The sequence below is a fragment of the Clostridium tetanomorphum genome (assembly GCF_017873215.1).
In the GTDB taxonomy this organism is placed as follows: domain Bacteria; phylum Bacillota; class Clostridia; order Clostridiales; family Clostridiaceae; genus Clostridium_AO; species Clostridium_AO tetanomorphum.
On sequence record NZ_JAGGKA010000016.1, the window covers coordinates 24,058 to 40,920 of the forward strand.

The window sequence follows — 16,863 nt, forward strand, 5'->3', positions numbered from 1 at the left end:
ATGACAAATGATAAAAAAGAAAGTAATGTATGGCTGCCAAATCAATTATCTGCAGTGAAATTATTTTTAATTCAAATAGAATGTTCCATAAATGAAGTTTATGAAAAATTAGATAATAAGACACTTTATGAGCATACAATAATAAATAAAGATTATTCAGGTATAATAGAAATTATTCCAGAATTTAAAAACTCTCCTATATTTGATGAATATAAGAAGATGTTACCTTTAGATGATAAAGTGGAGTTTTTGTATCAATCTGTTTATAAAAGAACAGGTGGAGTACTAAATTTATTTCATAGTGAAATAAAAGAAAGTATGGATACTAATCTAAAGGAATTAATTAATAAAAATGAAGACAAGAACAAAGCTATAGATCTATGGAAAAATATGAAATCAGAATTATGGAGTTCACTTTCTCCAAAGCTAGTGTGGGCTGGCGGTGGAAGAGTGGAAAAAGAACTTCTACTTGAATTTTGCAATAGACTTACTAAAATAATGGGAGATAAAAGATTTTATAGTCAAGGAAGTGCATTAATTAAAGCTATAGAATTTTTAAGAGCATGGCAGTTAGCTTACAATCCAATTTGTAATGGAAGACCAATGGATGCTATTATAAAAGAAAGAGAAGAAATATATGAAAGAAAAATAAAATTTTTAAAGGAAATGAATATAGAATGTGATTTTTAATGTCTAATTCATCCCCAAAATTTAATTTGAAATTTTGGGGATTAGCTATAGTATAAACTTTAGCTTACGTCATAAAAATAATAAATTTTAAATGGCGTTAGCAATAAAATAAATTTTTAAGGGGGCAAAGAAACATGAAAGCTATAATAACTGTAATAGGAAAGGATAAGGTAGGTATAATCGCTGGTGTTAGTAATGAACTATCAAAAAGAGAGGTTAATATTTTAGACATTAGCCAGACAATTCTTCAAGATTATTTCACTATGATAATGTTAGTGGATTTAGAAAAATCTAATATACCTTTTAATGAATTAAAGGAATGCCTGGATAAAAAAGGAGAACAATTAGGGGTTTCAATAAAAGTACAGCATGAAGATATATTTAATTCTATGCATCGTATATAAAGAGGAGGGGCACAAATGATTAATTCTTATGATATATTAGAAACTATCAGAATGATAGAAAAAGAAAAGCTAGATATCCGTACCATTACTATGGGAATTTCACTTTTAGATTGTATTAACTCAGATGGAAAAGTAGCAAGAAATAAGATATACGATAAAATAACAAGATATGCGGAAAATTTAGTTAAAGTTGGAGAAGACATAGAAAGAGAATGTGGAATACCAATAATACATAAAAGAATTTCTGTAACTCCAATGTCACTTGTGGCAGGAGCATCAGGGGATAAAGACTATGTAGAATTTGCAAAAATTTTAGATAAAGCTGCAGATACTGTAGGAGTAAACTTTATTGGTGGATTTTCTGCTTTAGTTCATAAGGGATATACTAATGGAGATAAAATTTTAATTCAATCTATACCAGAAGCACTTAGTATAACAGAAAAAGTTTGTTCTTCTGTAAATATAGGATCTAGTAAAGTTGGTATAAATATGGATGCAGTTAAAGAAATGGGTAGTATAATTAAGAAAACTGCAGAGCTAACTAAGGATAAAGATGGAATAGGAAGTGCTAAACTAGTAGTTTTCGCTAACGCAGTAGAAGATAATCCATTTATGGCAGGAGCTTTTCATGGTGTAGGAGAAGGAGAATGCGTTATAAATGTAGGAGTAAGTGGTCCCGGAGTAGTTAAAGCTGCTTTGGAAAATATAAAAGAAGAAAGTTTTGATATAGTAGCAGAAACTATAAAGAAAACAGCTTTTAAGATTACAAGAATGGGTCAGCTAGTTGCAAGAGAAGCGTCAAAAAGACTTAATGTTCCTTTTGGAATAGTAGATTTATCTTTAGCACCTACACCTTTTGTGGGAGACAGTGTAGCACATATCTTAGAAGAGATGGGTATAGAAAGTTGTGGAGCACCAGGAACCACAGCAGCATTAGCTCTTTTAAATGATGCAGTTAAAAAAGGAGGAGTTATGGCTTGTAGTCATGTAGGAGGACTTAGTGGAGCTTTTATACCTGTTAGTGAGGATATAGGAATGATAAATGCAGTAGAAAGAGGCTCTTTAAATATAGAAAAATTAGAAGCTATGACTTGTGTATGTTCTGTAGGACTTGACATGATAGCAATCCCAGGAGATACTTCTGAAGATACTATTTCAGCTATAATAGCAGATGAAGCGGCTATAGGGGTTATAAATAATAAAACTACAGCAGTAAGAATTATTCCTGTACCAGGAAAAACTATAGGGGATTCAGTAGAATTTGGAGGGCTTTTAGGAAAAGCTCCAATTATGTCTGTAAGCAAATTCTCTAGTGCTAAATTTGTAAAAAGAGGCGGAAGGATACCAGCACCTATACATAGTTTTAAAAACTAAGGAGTGAGCATTTATGAAAGAATCTATGGTATATAGTGGATGGTTAAAATTATACAAAAGAGAATTGAATGGGAGAAGCTATGAAATAGTAAAAAACCATAGTGCAGTTTCAGCTATTGTTATCAATGAATTTGATGAAATATTATTAGTAAAACAATTTAGACCCTCTATCATGAAAGAAACTTTAGAAATACCAGCAGGACTTTTAGATATAGAGGGAGAAGAAATAGAAGAATGTCTTATTAGAGAGATTAAAGAGGAAACCGCTTTAGATATAAAAAAAGAGGAATTGAGAAAGGTTATTTCTTATAAACCTATTTTAGGATTTAGTAGTAGTAGTATGCACTTATTTGAAGTAAGAATAAGTAAAGACAGTTTTGATTCAGAAAAAATTAAAGATGTAGATGTGACAGAAGGAGTTTGGATTCCTTTTAAAGAATTCGAAGGCATGGTATTAGAAGAAAAAATAGAAGATGATAAGACTATAATGGCCTACTTTTATTTAAAAAATAAAATAGCAACACATTAATAATGGAAGGTTTATTATTTACTTTATAGAAACATTAATTAATAATATATAGTCTATTAAAAGTTTTAAATAATATTAAAAAAAGAAGAGTTAAGGAAAATAGTAAGTTTCTTAACTCTTCTTTTGTATCTAGATATAATTATTTATTGTACTCAGATATATTTGTAAAATCAACTTTAAAAGTTTCATTTTCTTTCATTAGCATATGACCAGAGGAATAAGGTTTTCCACCTAAAGTTATATAAACTTTATCTACATTATAGTAATCACCTAAAGTATTAGTAATACTTTTTAAAGTAGCTAATTCAGAAGCAGAACCAAAGTTCATTTCTTTAACATAATTATCTGAAAGATCAATATTTACTGTATTAGTTTTAGCATCAAGAAATATTTTATTTATTTTTATATTATCAGACATAATAAGTTTACTCATATTTTTATCTGGCACTTCTTTGAAATTCTTTTCTAAAACTGTCTTTAAATCATCATTTGTATTAAAATTTAACGTTCTTTTTAAGGATACAATTTTATCCTCTACAATATTTGGATAATAAAATTTAACAGTTTGTGTTACAGGAGTATTTTCTTGAATGCTCTCAAGTTCTGTTATAACTTCTAGACCTTTTCCATTGAATACAGTTTTTACTAAACCTTTATCTACAGCATAATAATCAAAGATTTTATCTTCATTACTTTCTGTAGTAACTTCTAGAGCTTTAAACTTTCCATAAGGAGTTTCTATTTCTTTTTCTGTATCTGATATATATCTTTTATTTCCATTAGGAAGATTCCAAGAAGTTCCTTTAACTAAAGGTTCTTTTAACAAAACTTCGTATTCCTTATTTTCAGTATTAATTATATTGTCTCTATAATAGAATTCACTTTTTGAAGTTATAAGTCTTAATTCCCCATCTTTAATTTCTAGTACCTGGGCAGAAGTAGTTCCTGGATTAACAACCCTTAATTGAATTCTATTGTCACTTATATAGTCAGTGTACACAGATCTTTCTGCGAATTCATTTCCTGTTCCTTTGTATTTTAATCTTACATTTTCTTTAAATGGATAGTAATTTTTTATTTCCATTTTAGAAACATCCTTATTAGATGCAGGATTTTCTATTTTAGTATTATTATCTTTTTCAACAGTATTAGGTTTATTGCAGGAAGTTAATAAAACAAAAGGTAAAAGAAGTATTAGTATAAATTTTTTCATATATATCCCTCCTATTATGATTGTATAATAATTATACGAAAAATTATTATTATAAGTCTAGTATTACTTTTAATTATACTAAAATAGGAACAAGTTAGTCATTCCTATTTAAAAAATAATAAATTAAAAAATGATGGAGTAGAACTAAGTCTACTCTCATTTTAACTTTTAATTATATGAACTATTTATTATTTAATATTTCTTTTAGAATACTTATTACATAGTCTATATGTTCTTTTGTAATCCAATAATTTGTTACAAATCTTAATTCACCGTTTTCTACACCATTGATTTTTATTCCTTTTTTATAGAAAAATTCTACTAAATTGTCCATATCATAATTTGTATCATCTATGTTAAAGAATACCATATTAATATGAATATCGTCAAGATTTATGTTTATTCCAGGTAATTTAGATAATTCTCTGCCTAAGTATAATGCATTTTCATGGTCTTTTTTTAAATAGTCAGGCATTTCTTTTAAAGCTATTAATCCTGCAGCAGCTAGAATGCCAGCTTGCCTTAATCCTCCTCCCATAAGTTTTCTTTTTTTTCTAGCCTTAATTATAAAGTCTTTATTTCCAGCTAATATTGAACCTACAGGAGCACAAAGACCTTTTGATAAACAAAACATTACAGAGTGGGAATATTTTGTAATTTCTTTAGGATCTACTTTAAGATAAGTAGATGCATTAAAAAGTCTTGCACCATCTAAATGTATAGGTATATTATTTTTTACACCTATATTATATATTTCTTCCATAGTATTTAAAGGTATTACTCTTCCGTTAGAGTGAGCATTTTCTACACATATAAGACCTGTTTCAGGAAAATGTATATCAGTACCTCGTATTTTTTTTTTATATCATTAGGATCTAATTTCCCTTTGTTACTTTTAATGGTTCTTAATTGAACACCGGCAATTACAGCAGGAGCACCTACTTCATGAGCCACAATATGACAATCATCGCCTAAAATAACTTCTTGTCCTCGAATACAATGGGTAAATAAAGAAAGTTGATTTCCAAATGTGCCACTTGGAACAAATAATGCAGATTCTTTTCCAACCAATTGTGCAGCGTAATCTTCCAATTCATTTATAGTTGGATCATCACCATAAACGTCATCACCTACTACAGCTTCATACATAGCTTTTCTCATTTTTTCTGTAGGCTTTGTTACAGTATCACTTCGCAAATCAATAAAATTCATTATACTATATCCCCCTTAGTTTAAAAGTATACTCTTATTATAGTGTAAAATTAACTAATAATAAATGTAATTATGAAAATATTACTAAATTAATAAATAATTGAAATCAGTACTTTGTTCTAAAACTCTTTTAAAATTAATATAAATACTATAAAAATATAAGGTAAAACTGCATCAATTTTAATGGAGGTATATATGAATTTTAGAGAGTTAATTGAAAAAGATAGAGAAAAAAGAAAAGGAGAAAGGTTTCAAGGAACTCTTATGGATTATTTGGACATTTTAAAGAAAAATCCTGAGGCTTGTAAATTAGCTCATAAAAGATTATATGATATTATCATGAAAGATGGGGTAGAAATAATATCCCCAGAAGAAAATATAAGAGTAAAAAAGGTGTATGGTAACGAAACTATAAAAAGTTATAATTTTTTTAACAAAGATTTTTTTGGTATCGATAAAACTTTAATGAAGTTGGTTAATTATTTTTATTCTGCATCTATGAAAGGAGAAGAAGCAAGACAGGTATTATATTTAGTGGGACCTGTAGGATCAGGAAAATCATCCATTGTAGAAACTTTAAAGAAAGCTTTAGAAAATACAGAACCAGTTTATTCATTAAAGGGATGCCCAATGAGAGAAGATCCACTTCATCTTATACCTAAGCATTTAAGAAAAGAATTTGAAAAGGAGCTAGGTATAGAAATAGAAGGAGACTTATGCCCAGTATGCAGATACAAATTAAAAGAAGAATATAATGGGGAATATGAAAAATTTCCAGTTGAATTAGTTGATTTTTCTATAAGATCAAGAAAGGGAATAGGAGTAGTTCCACCTGTAGATCCTAATAATCAAGATACATCAGTGCTCATAGGATCAGTAGACATATCTAAGATGGACTTATATTCTGAAGATGATCCAAGAATTTTTGCATTAAATGGAGCTTTTAATGTAGGGAATAGAGGATTAGTAGAATTTATAGAAGTATTCAAAAATGATGTTGAATATCTTCATACAATTATTACTGCAACTCAAGAAAAGTCAATTCCTTCCCCAGGAAAAGGCTCTATGATTTATTTTGATGGTGTTATAGTAGCTCACTCTAATGAAGCTGAATGGAATAAATTTAAATCAGATCATACTAATGAAGCTATACTAGATAGAATAGTAAAAGTAGAAGTGCCTTATTGTCTTGAATTGAGTGAAGAAAAGAAGATATATGAAAAGATTCTTAAAAAGAGTAATTTTAAGGCTCATATAGCTCCTCATACTATTGATGTTGCTTCAATGTTTGCAATACTTACAAGGCTTACTTCTTCAAATAAAGTAGACTTATTAACAAAGCTTAAAATATATAATGGAGAAGAAATAGTAGAAAAAGGAACAACTAAAAAGATTGATATTTCCGAATTAAGAGAAGAAGCGGGACTAAGTGAAGGAATGTCAGGAATTTCCACAAGATTTATAGTTAAGGCCATTGATAATGCTATTTCTGAATCGAAATCTAATTGTATAAATCCATTAAGTGTTATGGAGAGCATGATAAAATCTGTAAAAGACTTAGATATTTCTGATGAAGACAGAAAAAAATATTTAGCTTTTTTACAGGATACAGTAAGAAAGGAATACAATAAAGTATTAGAAAAAGAAATAACAAAAGCTTTTATACAGAGCTTCAGGGAACAAGCTGAGAGCTTATTTAATAATTATTTAGATCATGCAGAAGCTTTTGTTAACAAAACAAAAATAAAGGATAAAGCAACAGGAGAAGAATTGGAGCCAGATGAAAAATTTATGAGGTCTATAGAAGAACAAATTGGAATTTCTGACTCATCAGCTAAAGGATTTAGAGCAGATGTAACTTCTTATATGTTTTATTTAGTAAGAAAAGGTGGAAAAATAAATTATACTTCTTATGAACCATTAAAAGAAGCTATAGAGAAAAAATTAACTTATTCTGTGAGAGAAATGTCAAGAATAATAACTAAATCTAGAGTACGAGATAAGGAACAAAGAGAAAAGTATAATACTATGGTAGATGAAATGAAGAGGAATGGGTATTGTAGTGAATGTTGTGATGTAATCTTAAAGTATGCAGCTAATAATCTATGGAAGGATTGATTCTATGGCAATATTTAGAGAATTTAATCCTATTCCTCATGACAGATCTGCAGAAGATAGAAGGAGACATCAGAAATTAGTTCAGGATTCTATAAAAAAAAATTTGGTTGATATATTATCCGAAGAAAGCTTAATAGGTCAGACTAAAAATAAAAAAATTAAGATTCCAATAAGAGGAATTAAAGAATATCAATTTATATATGGCAAAAATGTTCCTGGAGTTGGAAGCGGAGATGGTACAGAAGGAAGAGGAGATAAAATAGGAACAGAAAAAGGACAGGGAGAAAAGGGGAACAAGGGAGCAGGTAATGAAGAGGGAGAAGATATTTTTGAAACAGAAATAACTATTGAAGATATATTTGAATATATATTTGATGATTTAGAACTCCCTAATTTAAAGAAAAAGAAGTTTTCAGAAATATTAAAAGAAGGATCTAAGAAAAAAAGTGGGTACCAAAAAAATGGTATACCACCAAGGCTTGCTAAAAAGAGGACAGTAGTAGAAAAATTAAAAAGAAAACAGGGAATGAAAAGAGTACTAATAGAAAGAGAAAAAGAATTAAATGGAAATGTGAAAGAGGTAGAAATAGGGAGATTTCCTTTTAAAAAAGATGATCTAAGATATTACAGAGTAAAGCCTAAAAAGAAGAAAGAATATAACGCTGTAGTTATTTGTATTATGGATACTTCAGCTTCAATGGATCAAAATAAAAAATATTTAGCAAGATCCTTGTTTTTTATGATATACAGTTTTATAAAAATGAAGTATGAAAGTGCAGAATTAGTTTTTATATCTCATTCTACTACAGCTAAATTAGTAACAGAGGAAGAATTTTTCCATAAAGTAGAGTCAGGAGGAACTTATATATCTAGTGGATATAAAATGGCTTTAGATATAATAAAAGAAAAATTTAATCCAGAAAATTATAATATATATGCATTTCATGCTAGTGATGGTGACAACTGGAGTGAAGATAATGAGAGAGCTGTAAAGGCTGCCAATGAATTAAGTGATATTTGTAATCTTTTTGGTTATGCAGAAATAATGACCTATGGATATGTAAGCAGCATAAGAAAAAGATATGATAAAGATGTTAAAAAGGAAAATTTTATAGCTGTAACTATGCAAAAAAAGGAAGATTTATGGAATGCTTTAAGAGAATTATTAAAAGCTGAAATTAAAATAAACAGTTAATTTGAAAGAGAGGTGATACCTCATTGAGCTATAATATGAAAGAGTTACAATATTGGAATGATAAAATTGAATATATAACTAAAAATCTAGGATTAGATTACTATCCACAAGAGTTTGAAATAATTGACTATAATGATATGATATCTTATGAAGTATATTTAGGAATGCCATCAAGATATCCACATTGGAGTTTTGGTAAAGCATATGATAGATTAAGAACCCTTTATGGGTATAATTTAACAGGATTACCTTATGAGATGGTTATAAATTCTAATCCCTGTATAGCTTATTTAATGAAGGATAATACTCTGTTATTGCAAATATTGACTATAGCCCATGTATATGGACATAATGACTTTTTCAAAAATAATAGGCTATTTTCTAAAGGAACAGATGCTGAATATACTATAGAAATGTTTAAAAATGGAGCAGAAAGAATCAGGGAATATATAAATGATCCTAGCATAGGATATGAAGAAGTAGAAAAAATTTTGGATGCAGCTCATGCTATTAAACTTCAATGCGATAGAAATATTGGAGTGAAAAAACTAAATAATGCAGAGATAAAAAGTAGGATTATAGAGGATTATAAAAAATATGAGCAAAATGATATATTGAAACCTAGAGAGAAAAAAGAGCTAGGGAATATAGAGAAAATACCATTAGAACCTGAAGAGGATATATTAGGATTTATAATAGAATATGGAGATCTATATAACTGGCAAAGGGATATTTTGGAAATAGTAAGAAGAGAAACAAAATACTTTTTACCTCAAATAGAAACGAAAATAATGAATGAAGGTTGGGCAAGTTATTGGCACTACAATATTTTAAAAAAATTAGATCTTCCACAAGAATTGTATTTAGAATTTTTAAAAAGACATAATGATGTAATAACTCCCCTAGAAGGAAGAATAAATCCTTATTATATGGGATTTAAAATATTTACAGATTTAGAAGAAAAGTATGGAAAAGAAAAGATATTTGAAGTTAGAGAAATTGAAAGAGATGAATCCTTTATAAGAAGATATTTAAGTGAAAAATTATGTGAAGAAATGAATCTTTTTCAATATGGCAAACATGATAAAGATTATGTCATTGAAGAAGTATCTGATGAACAGGGATATAAGAAAATAAAAAATGCTCTATGTGCATCCTGTGGTATGGGAAATATCCCTTATATAGCTATTAATGATATGAGTGAATATAATAAAACTTTAATTTTAGATCATAAATTTGATGGAAGAGAATTAGATTTAAACTATGCTGTGGAAGTTTTAAAATATATAGTTCAGCTATGGAAACACAAAATTATATTAAAAACCTATGTAGATGATAGAGAAATAAGCGTTATTTGTGATAGTGATAAGCAGATAACTTATGTTTAATAGTAAGCAGTTAAAAATAAAGAATTAAGATGATATGTTTATAAATTAGAGAAATTATGTAAAATTCAAAGAGACAGTAGATAGATTTGTTTTTACACTCTCATCTACTGTCTCTCATTTTATAACATTTTTAAATTTTTCATACTTATATCAAGAGATTTAACAGAATGGGTAATCATACCTGAAGATATATAATCTACTCCAGTTTTAGCAATATTTCTTATTGTACTTAAAGTTACGTTACCAGAAGCTTCTATTAAAGCTCTACCATTTATTATTTCTACTGCCTTTTTCATTGTTTCTATATCCATATTATCAAGCATTATTATATCTGCTTTATTTTCTAATGCTTCATAGACCTGAGCTATATTTTCAACTTCAACTTCTATTTTTTTTATGAAAGACACATTGTTTTTTACCATGGTAATTGCATTTTTTATTCCACCGGCAGCAGCTATATGATTATCTTTTATAAGTACTCCATCGGATAAATTTAATCTATGATTAAAAGCGCCTCCTAATTTAACTGCATATTTTTCAATAATCCTTAGATTTGGAGTTGTTTTTCTCGTATCTAAAAGTTTTACTTTTGTACCTTCTAATTCTTTTACAAAACTTCTAGTGATAGTTGTAATACCACTCATTCTTTGAAGTAAGTTAAGAGCTATTCTTTCTCCTGTAAGTACATTTCTAGTATTACCTTTAATTATGCCAATAACTTGTGAATTTTTAACTATATCTCCATCTTCTGTATAAAACTGTATATTTACATCTCCTAAAAGGGTAAATACTCGTCTAAATACTTCCAATCCGGAAATAAATCCATCTTCTTTTACAATTAAGTCTACATAACAAGTGCTATTTTTCTTTATAATAGAATTGGTAGTTATGTCATCATATAATGAATCTTCTTTAAGTGCGCTTAATAGTATTTCATCAACAAGTAACCAGTTCATTTTTTATATCACCTCTAACTTTTATAAATTTATTTAAAGCTAATCTTTCATTTAGATGAGAAAGTTTTATCCCTTCTTCATAAGATATTTCTCTGTTTATATAGTTAACAAAAGTATTATTAATGTTATTATTTATAAAATTAGCAGCTTCTTTTGAAAATACTAAAGCTTCTAAAAGGGAGTTGCTTGCTAATCTGTTAGTTCCATGAACTCCAGTACAGCTAGTTTCACCACAGGCAAACAAATTTTTTATAGAAGTTCTTGAAAAATGATCTACTTTTATTCCTCCCATGAAATAATGCTGAACTGGAGTTACAGGTATTTTTTCTTTTGTTATATCTATATTTCTCTTTTTACATTCACTATATATGGTTGGAAATCTTTTTATGACAAAATCTTTAGGCATATGAGTTATGTATAAATATACATAACTAGAATTTGTTTTTTTCTGTTCCTTTAATATAGCTTTCGATACTACATCCCTTGGAAGAAGTTCATTTACAAATCTTTCGCCATTAATATTTACTAATTTAGCGCCTTCGCCTCTAAGAGATTCGGAAATTAAAAATTTCTTTTTTTCTGAATTATCTTCATATAAACCTGTAGGATGAAATTGAATATAGTTTAAGTCCTTTAATTCAATATTATTTTTTAAGGCTATACCTATACCGTTACCAGTTAAAGTTCTTTGATTAGTGGAATTTTTAAATAAACCACCTATACCTCCAGTTGCTAGTATTGTATACTTGGCTTGAATATTTAATATATTATTCTGCTGAATTGCAATTCCACCGTAACATGTATTGTCTTCTTTTATTAAATCTACAAGACAAGTATTTTCATATATTTTTATGTTTTTTTTATTAATAAGGTGATTTAATAAGGATTTAAAAACTCTCTTTCCAGTTTCATCAGCACAATGAACAATTCTATTTATACTGTGAGCTCCTTCTCTTGTATAATCGAGTTTACCATTTAGAGTATCAAATTCTACACCTAATCTAATAAGTTCTTTAATATTGCTTATTGATTTAGAGGCAAGAAACTCTACTGCTTTTATATTATTTTTATTGTTACCTGCTTTTAAAGTATCTTTAATAAATAAGTTTATATCATCTTTATTTTTAGCTGTAGAGATTCCACCTTGAGCAAGATAGGAATTACACTCTTCTACTTTTGATTTAGTAATCATCACTATATTTAGATTTTTATTTAAATTTAAAGCACTGTATATTCCGGCGATTCCAGTACCTACTATTAAAACATCTGCAGTAATATTCATTTTATTACCTCCCAAGAATATGCATATTTTCAAGAGATTTATATGCTGATTTTCTTATATGTTCATCAATAAATACTTCATTTTTAAAGTATTTTAAACAATTATATACATCATCAAGAGATGTAAGTTTCATACTATTACATGTCATATGTAAAGAATAAAATTCCTTATGAGGATTTTCATTTTTTAACTTATATAAAATACCATCTTCTGTTACGATAAGATATTTTTTTGAACTATCAGAAGAGGAAAATTTTATTATTTCTCCTGTACTTCCTATGAAGTCTCCTAAATCACGTACTTCCTTTGTACATTCTGGATGTACTAATACTTTAATGTCTTGTCCATATTCTTCTTTTGCTGATAGAATATCTTTTTTATTTATTTTGTTATGCACATTACAGAAACCATCCCATAATATAATTTTCTTTTCCGGTATTTGTTCTTGAATATAGCTTCCTAAATTTTTATCAGGTACGAATATTATTTCATTACTATCAATATTTTTAACTATATTAAGAGCACTTGAAGAAGTACAGCATACATCTGAAACTGCTTTAACTTCTGTAGATGAATTTATATAGCAAACTACATTAGCCTTTGGAAAGTTTTTCTTTAGTTTTTTAACACGTTCTGAGTCTGCCATGAAAACCATGTTGCATAGGGAATCAGGGTTGGGAAGAAAAACTCTTTTATTTGGTGAAAGTATCTTGGCACTTTCAGCCATAAATTTAACGCCACAAAAAATAATATTTTCTTCACTGCACTTTTTACATATTTCACTTAAAAAGTAAGAATCCCCAATATAATCTGCAATATCTTGAATATCTGGATTTTGATAATAATGGGATAGTATAAGTACATTCCTTTCTTTTTTCAGTTTTAATATATCTTCTTTTAAATTCATAAAGAACACCTCTTTAAATTAAAGTATACAGGTATATATTCATATGTATATACACCTGTACGAATAATATATCACTACTCTTTATTTTTATCAATAAATTTATTAAAAAAAGGATTACCGTAAATGTTAGGTAATCCTTCTATACTTTGTGATTTATTTGTTAGGTAAGTTTATTTTCTAATCTGTCCATTTCCATAAACAATATATTTAGTTGTAGTAAGTTGTTCAAGTCCCATAGGACCTCTCGCATGAAGTTTTTGAGTACTTATGCCTATTTCTGCACCAAAACCATATTCAAAGCCATCAGTAAATCTGGTTGAAGCATTCACATATACTGCAGCTGCATCTACTTCATTTAAAAATCTTTGAGAATTAGAATAGTTTTCTGTAATTATAGCTTCAGAGTGTTTTGTGCTGTGTTTGTATATATGGTCTAGTGCTTCATCTATAGAAGATACAACCTTAACTGCTAATATTAAATCTAAATATTCAGTATCCCAATCTTCTTCTACTGCATCAACTATTTTGTTTAAAATATTTTTATCATCTATTTTTTGTTCAAGTATGCTTTTAGATTTATTACAAACTCTTAATTCAACTCCCAAATCTGTTAAGGATTTTGCTACCATAGGGAGAAAGTCATTTGCTATATTTTCATGTATAAGTAAAGATTCAGTAGCATTGCATACAGCAGGTCTTTGTACTTTACCATTTATTACAATAGATTCACCCACAGTTAGGTCAGCGCTTTCATCAATAAAAATATGACAGTTTCCCACACCAGTTTCTATTACAGGTACTGTAGCATTTTTTACTACGGTTTGAATAAGTCCTTTTCCACCTCTAGGAATTAATACATCTATATATTCATTTAATTTTAGCATTATATTTACAGCTTCTCTGTCAGTAGTTTCAATAAGTTGAATTGCTCCTTCAGGAAGATTACATTGTTTGCAGGCATTACTTAATATATCAGCTATAACTTTATTAGTGTTTATAGCTTCAGAACCACCTCTAAGAAGCACTGCATTACCAGATTTTAAGCAAAGTGCTGCAGCATCAACAGTAACATTAGGTCTTGCTTCATAAATTATACCTATAACTCCTAAAGGTACTCTTTTTTCACCTATGGTTATACCATTTGGCCTTTTTCGCATTTTTACAATTTCTCCAATAGGATCTGGTAATTCAGCTACCTGTTTTAAGCCTTCACTCATATCTAAAATTCTTTTTTCATTTATTAGAAGTCTATCTAGCATTGCTTTACTTAGGCCTTTTTCTTCACCATGTTTTATATCTATAGAATTAGCTTTTATTATAGATTCTATATTATCTTCTAAAGATTTTGCCATAGTTAGTAAAACTTTATTTTTACAGTTAGTATCGAGAGTAGACAACACTCTTGCGGCATTTTTAGCTCTCTGTCCTTTTTTTATTAAATATTCTTCTAAATTATCCATAAGTATGTCCTCCTATAATTATTTATTTGAATTAAACCATGTACCTACTTCTTTTCCCTCTAGTATATCTCTTAAAACTTCTGCATTATCTCCATTTACAATTACCATTGAAATTTTAGATGAGGTAGCAATTTTGGCAGCATTTATCTTTGTAGCCATACCTCCTGTGCCAAGATTGGAGCCAACACCACCGGCACAAGCTTCTATTTTTTCAGTAATTTCATCTACAAAACTAATAAGTTTTGCATTTTGATTTTTTCTTGGATCTGAGTCATATAAACCATCTATATCGGACATAAGTATCAATAAATCAGCTTTTACTAATTTAGCTACCAAAGCAGATAATGTATCGTTATCGCCTACTTTTATTTCATCCACTACCACAGCATCGTTCTCATTTATTATTGGAATAACCCTTTTATCTAAAAGAGAAGTGAAGGTATTATAGGCGTTATCACGTCTAGTTTCATCTGTCATATCTTCTTTTGTAAGCAGTATTTGACCTACAGTCTTGCCATACTCAGAAAATATTTTTTCATACATATGTAGTAAAATACCTTGCCCTACAGCAGCAGCAGCTTGCTTTTCAGGAATACTTTGAGGCTTTTCTTTAAGACCAAGTTTTCCCATGCCAGCTCCTATAGCACCAGAACTTACTAAAATAATTCCATAACCTTTATTGTGTAGATCTGATAATTGACGAACCAAATGTTCAATATGGGAAAGATTTAATAAACCATTATTATAAGTAAGAGTAGAGGAGCCTACTTTTACAACTATATTTTTTACTTTTTCTAACTGATGAATTCTTTCCTTTGCTAAAGAACTATTCATAATTACCGCCCCTTTAAATTTTTTTAATATAATTATCTCATAAATCAGTGAAATTTCAAATTTAATATAAATAATATAATTTGTAATTAACTCAGATTTATTTTATTATAACCTATTTTTATTATATATAAATACGTTAAGAGTTTTTTATTAATATATATTAGAATAATATGTTATAATTTAAAAAGTAAGTTAAAGTACAACTATTTATATGGAGGAAACAAGGACTAACATGAGTTATAAAATAAAATTTATAGAAGCAAAAGGCACACCTTATGAAAGAGGAAAAATTACAGGAATAGAAATGAAAAAAGCTATTAGAGATTATACAGTAAAGTATGAGAAATTTTTAAAAGACAAAGATTTTATGAAAAAGATAAATAAAGTAAAGGGAATTGTTGAAGAAATTTTTCCAGAATATCTACAAGAAGTTTATGGAAGAGCAGAAGGTGCTTTGGTTAATAAGGATTTATATTTTTTAACTTTATGTGCTGAGATATTGGATGAAGGAGTAGGATGTACTTCTTTAGTTTATAAAAGAGAAGATGGTACCTTTATTTTAGCTCATAACGAAGACGACTGTTATAAGCCAGGAAATGCAGCTATAACAAAATGTACTAGTGGAAATCAATGGTTTGTAACTTATGATTATTCCAATATGCCTTTTGGAAATGCCTTTAGTTATAATAGTCATGGAATAGTTAAAACCATAAATTATTGTTATAGTAAAGATGTTAATATAGAAGGAATACCTAGATACTTTATTCAAAGATATATTAGTGAAGCAACATCTTTAGACGATTTTATAAGAAGATGTAGTATAGAAAATAGGGGGTCGGGTTTTCATGCCACAGCTATAGATATAAATAATAACCTATGTATATCTATAGAAGTAACTTCAAAACACATTAGTGTAAAGGAGATAAATAGTTTATATATACATACAAATCATTATATTCATAATGATATAAATAATGGAAAAGTAAATACTCAAGAGGGAAGTACTTCAATTTTTAGATTAGAAACAGGAAAAAAATTGTTAGAAGAAATTATTAAAATAAAAGAAGATAAAGTAGGTATATCTGATTTTTTAGAAATTCTAAATTATAGAGGAGAGAATTATTTTAATTCAATTTTGGGTTTAAAAGGAGATCCTAATTTTACATGTTCTAGATTTGCTATAGATACAAAAAATAAGGACAAGGTATGGTTAGAGTTTTTTTATGATCATGAAGGGTTTTACAAAGATTACAATATATTTAGAAGTTGTTAAATTTGGTAAAATTATTTCGATTTAAAGT

Annotated in this window: 14 protein-coding genes and 1 pseudogene; 8 read left to right on the plus strand and 7 right to left on the minus strand. The window is 28.2% G+C overall.

Annotated elements, in window-relative coordinates:
- From J2Z24_RS14780 to J2Z24_RS14795, 4 genes are all read left to right on the plus strand, one after another.
- A complete protein-coding gene (locus tag J2Z24_RS14780; protein ID WP_035145924.1) occupies positions 1–690 on the plus strand; it encodes a hypothetical protein in 690 nt (229 codons plus the stop codon).
- Positions 691–824: 134 nt separating this feature from the next.
- Positions 825–1,094 carry an ACT domain-containing protein gene (locus tag J2Z24_RS14785; RefSeq protein WP_035145927.1) on the plus strand — a complete coding sequence of 90 codons (270 nt, stop codon included), beginning with the start codon at positions 825–827 and terminating at the stop codon, positions 1,092–1,094.
- A 15-nt stretch (positions 1,095–1,109) separates the two neighbouring features.
- Positions 1,110–2,468, plus strand: a complete 1,359-nt coding sequence (locus J2Z24_RS14790) for a PFL family protein (RefSeq protein ID WP_035145929.1) — start codon at positions 1,110–1,112, stop codon at positions 2,466–2,468.
- A 13-nt stretch (positions 2,469–2,481) separates the two neighbouring features.
- Positions 2,482–2,997 carry an NUDIX hydrolase gene (locus J2Z24_RS14795; protein ID WP_035145931.1) on the plus strand — a complete coding sequence of 172 codons (516 nt, stop codon included), beginning with the start codon at positions 2,482–2,484 and terminating at the stop codon, positions 2,995–2,997.
- Positions 2,998–3,136: 139 nt separating this feature from the next.
- Here J2Z24_RS14795 and J2Z24_RS14800 read toward each other — a convergent pair whose 3' ends face one another.
- On the minus strand, positions 3,137–4,210 hold the full coding sequence (locus J2Z24_RS14800) for a GerMN domain-containing protein (protein WP_035145933.1): 1,074 nt from the start codon (positions 4,208–4,210) through the stop codon (positions 3,137–3,139).
- Between the two features lie 181 nt (positions 4,211–4,391).
- A pseudogene (ltaE, locus tag J2Z24_RS14805) lies at positions 4,392–5,422 on the minus strand (low-specificity L-threonine aldolase).
- A 195-nt stretch (positions 5,423–5,617) separates the two neighbouring features.
- Here ltaE and J2Z24_RS14810 point away from each other — a divergent pair.
- The 3 genes from J2Z24_RS14810 to J2Z24_RS14820 are packed head-to-tail and all read left to right on the plus strand — an operon-like array spanning position 5,618 to position 10,123.
- Positions 5,618–7,540: a PrkA family serine protein kinase gene (locus J2Z24_RS14810; protein ID WP_035145935.1), complete on the plus strand. Its 1,923-nt coding sequence runs from the start codon at positions 5,618–5,620 to the stop codon at positions 7,538–7,540.
- Between the two features lie 4 nt (positions 7,541–7,544).
- The gene (gene yhbH / locus J2Z24_RS14815) at positions 7,545–8,735 is read left to right on the plus strand and encodes a sporulation protein YhbH (protein WP_035145938.1); all 1,191 of its coding nucleotides are present in this window, start codon (positions 7,545–7,547) and stop codon (positions 8,733–8,735) included.
- A 23-nt stretch (positions 8,736–8,758) separates the two neighbouring features.
- Complete coding sequence (locus tag J2Z24_RS14820; RefSeq protein WP_035145940.1) at positions 8,759–10,123, plus strand: SpoVR family protein; 1,365 nt, start codon at positions 8,759–8,761, stop codon at positions 10,121–10,123.
- A 119-nt stretch (positions 10,124–10,242) separates the two neighbouring features.
- On the opposite strand, the gene nadC is transcribed toward J2Z24_RS14820, so the two are convergent.
- The 5 genes from nadC to proB form a co-directional block, all read right to left on the minus strand.
- Entirely contained in the window at positions 10,243–11,079 is an 837-nt protein-coding gene (nadC, locus tag J2Z24_RS14825; protein ID WP_035145941.1) for a carboxylating nicotinate-nucleotide diphosphorylase, read from the minus strand.
- Positions 11,060–12,361, minus strand: coding sequence for an L-aspartate oxidase (locus tag J2Z24_RS14830; RefSeq protein WP_035145943.1), 1,302 nt, complete (start codon positions 12,359–12,361; stop codon positions 11,060–11,062). Before J2Z24_RS14830 ends, nadC begins: the two co-directional genes overlap by 20 nt.
- Positions 12,362–12,365: 4 nt before the next feature.
- Positions 12,366–13,268: a quinolinate synthase NadA gene (gene nadA, locus J2Z24_RS14835; protein ID WP_035145945.1), complete on the minus strand. Its 903-nt coding sequence runs from the start codon at positions 13,266–13,268 to the stop codon at positions 12,366–12,368.
- 170 nt (positions 13,269–13,438) lie between these two features.
- The gene (locus J2Z24_RS14840; protein ID WP_035145948.1) at positions 13,439–14,728 is read right to left on the minus strand and encodes a glutamate-5-semialdehyde dehydrogenase; all 1,290 of its coding nucleotides are present in this window, start codon (positions 14,726–14,728) and stop codon (positions 13,439–13,441) included.
- Positions 14,729–14,746: 18 nt separating this feature from the next.
- Positions 14,747–15,562, minus strand: coding sequence for a glutamate 5-kinase (gene proB / locus J2Z24_RS14845; protein ID WP_051593158.1), 816 nt, complete (start codon positions 15,560–15,562; stop codon positions 14,747–14,749).
- 232 nt (positions 15,563–15,794) lie between these two features.
- Between proB and J2Z24_RS14850 the strand changes: the two genes are divergently transcribed.
- Positions 15,795–16,835, plus strand: coding sequence for a C45 family autoproteolytic acyltransferase/hydrolase (locus J2Z24_RS14850; RefSeq protein WP_035145951.1), 1,041 nt, complete (start codon positions 15,795–15,797; stop codon positions 16,833–16,835).
- Positions 16,836–16,863 lie beyond the last annotated feature (28 nt).

Bases quoted from the DNA above. Each gene is read 5' to 3' on its own strand.
- J2Z24_RS14795 (WP_035145931.1), top strand. From the start codon at position 2,482: ATGAAAGAATCTATGGTATATAGTGGATGGTTAAAATTATACAAAAGA.
- nadC (WP_035145941.1), bottom strand. From the start codon at position 11,079: ATGAACTGGTTACTTGTTGATGAAATACTATTAAGCGCACTTAAAGAA.
- J2Z24_RS14840 (WP_035145948.1), bottom strand. From the start codon at position 14,728: ATGGATAATTTAGAAGAATATTTAATAAAAAAAGGACAGAGAGCTAAA.
- J2Z24_RS14810 (WP_035145935.1), top strand. From the start codon at position 5,618: ATGAATTTTAGAGAGTTAATTGAAAAAGATAGAGAAAAAAGAAAAGGA.
- J2Z24_RS14790 (WP_035145929.1), top strand. From the start codon at position 1,110: ATGATTAATTCTTATGATATATTAGAAACTATCAGAATGATAGAAAAA.
- proB (WP_051593158.1), bottom strand. From the start codon at position 15,562: ATGAATAGTTCTTTAGCAAAGGAAAGAATTCATCAGTTAGAAAAAGTA.
- J2Z24_RS14780 (WP_035145924.1), top strand. From the start codon at position 1: ATGACAAATGATAAAAAAGAAAGTAATGTATGGCTGCCAAATCAATTA.
- J2Z24_RS14850 (WP_035145951.1), top strand. From the start codon at position 15,795: ATGAGTTATAAAATAAAATTTATAGAAGCAAAAGGCACACCTTATGAA.
- J2Z24_RS14800 (WP_035145933.1), bottom strand. From the start codon at position 4,210: ATGAAAAAATTTATACTAATACTTCTTTTACCTTTTGTTTTATTAACT.
- J2Z24_RS14830 (WP_035145943.1), bottom strand. From the start codon at position 12,361: ATGAATATTACTGCAGATGTTTTAATAGTAGGTACTGGAATCGCCGGA.
- yhbH (WP_035145938.1), top strand. From the start codon at position 7,545: ATGGCAATATTTAGAGAATTTAATCCTATTCCTCATGACAGATCTGCA.
- J2Z24_RS14785 (WP_035145927.1), top strand. From the start codon at position 825: ATGAAAGCTATAATAACTGTAATAGGAAAGGATAAGGTAGGTATAATC.
- nadA (WP_035145945.1), bottom strand. From the start codon at position 13,268: ATGAATTTAAAAGAAGATATATTAAAACTGAAAAAAGAAAGGAATGTA.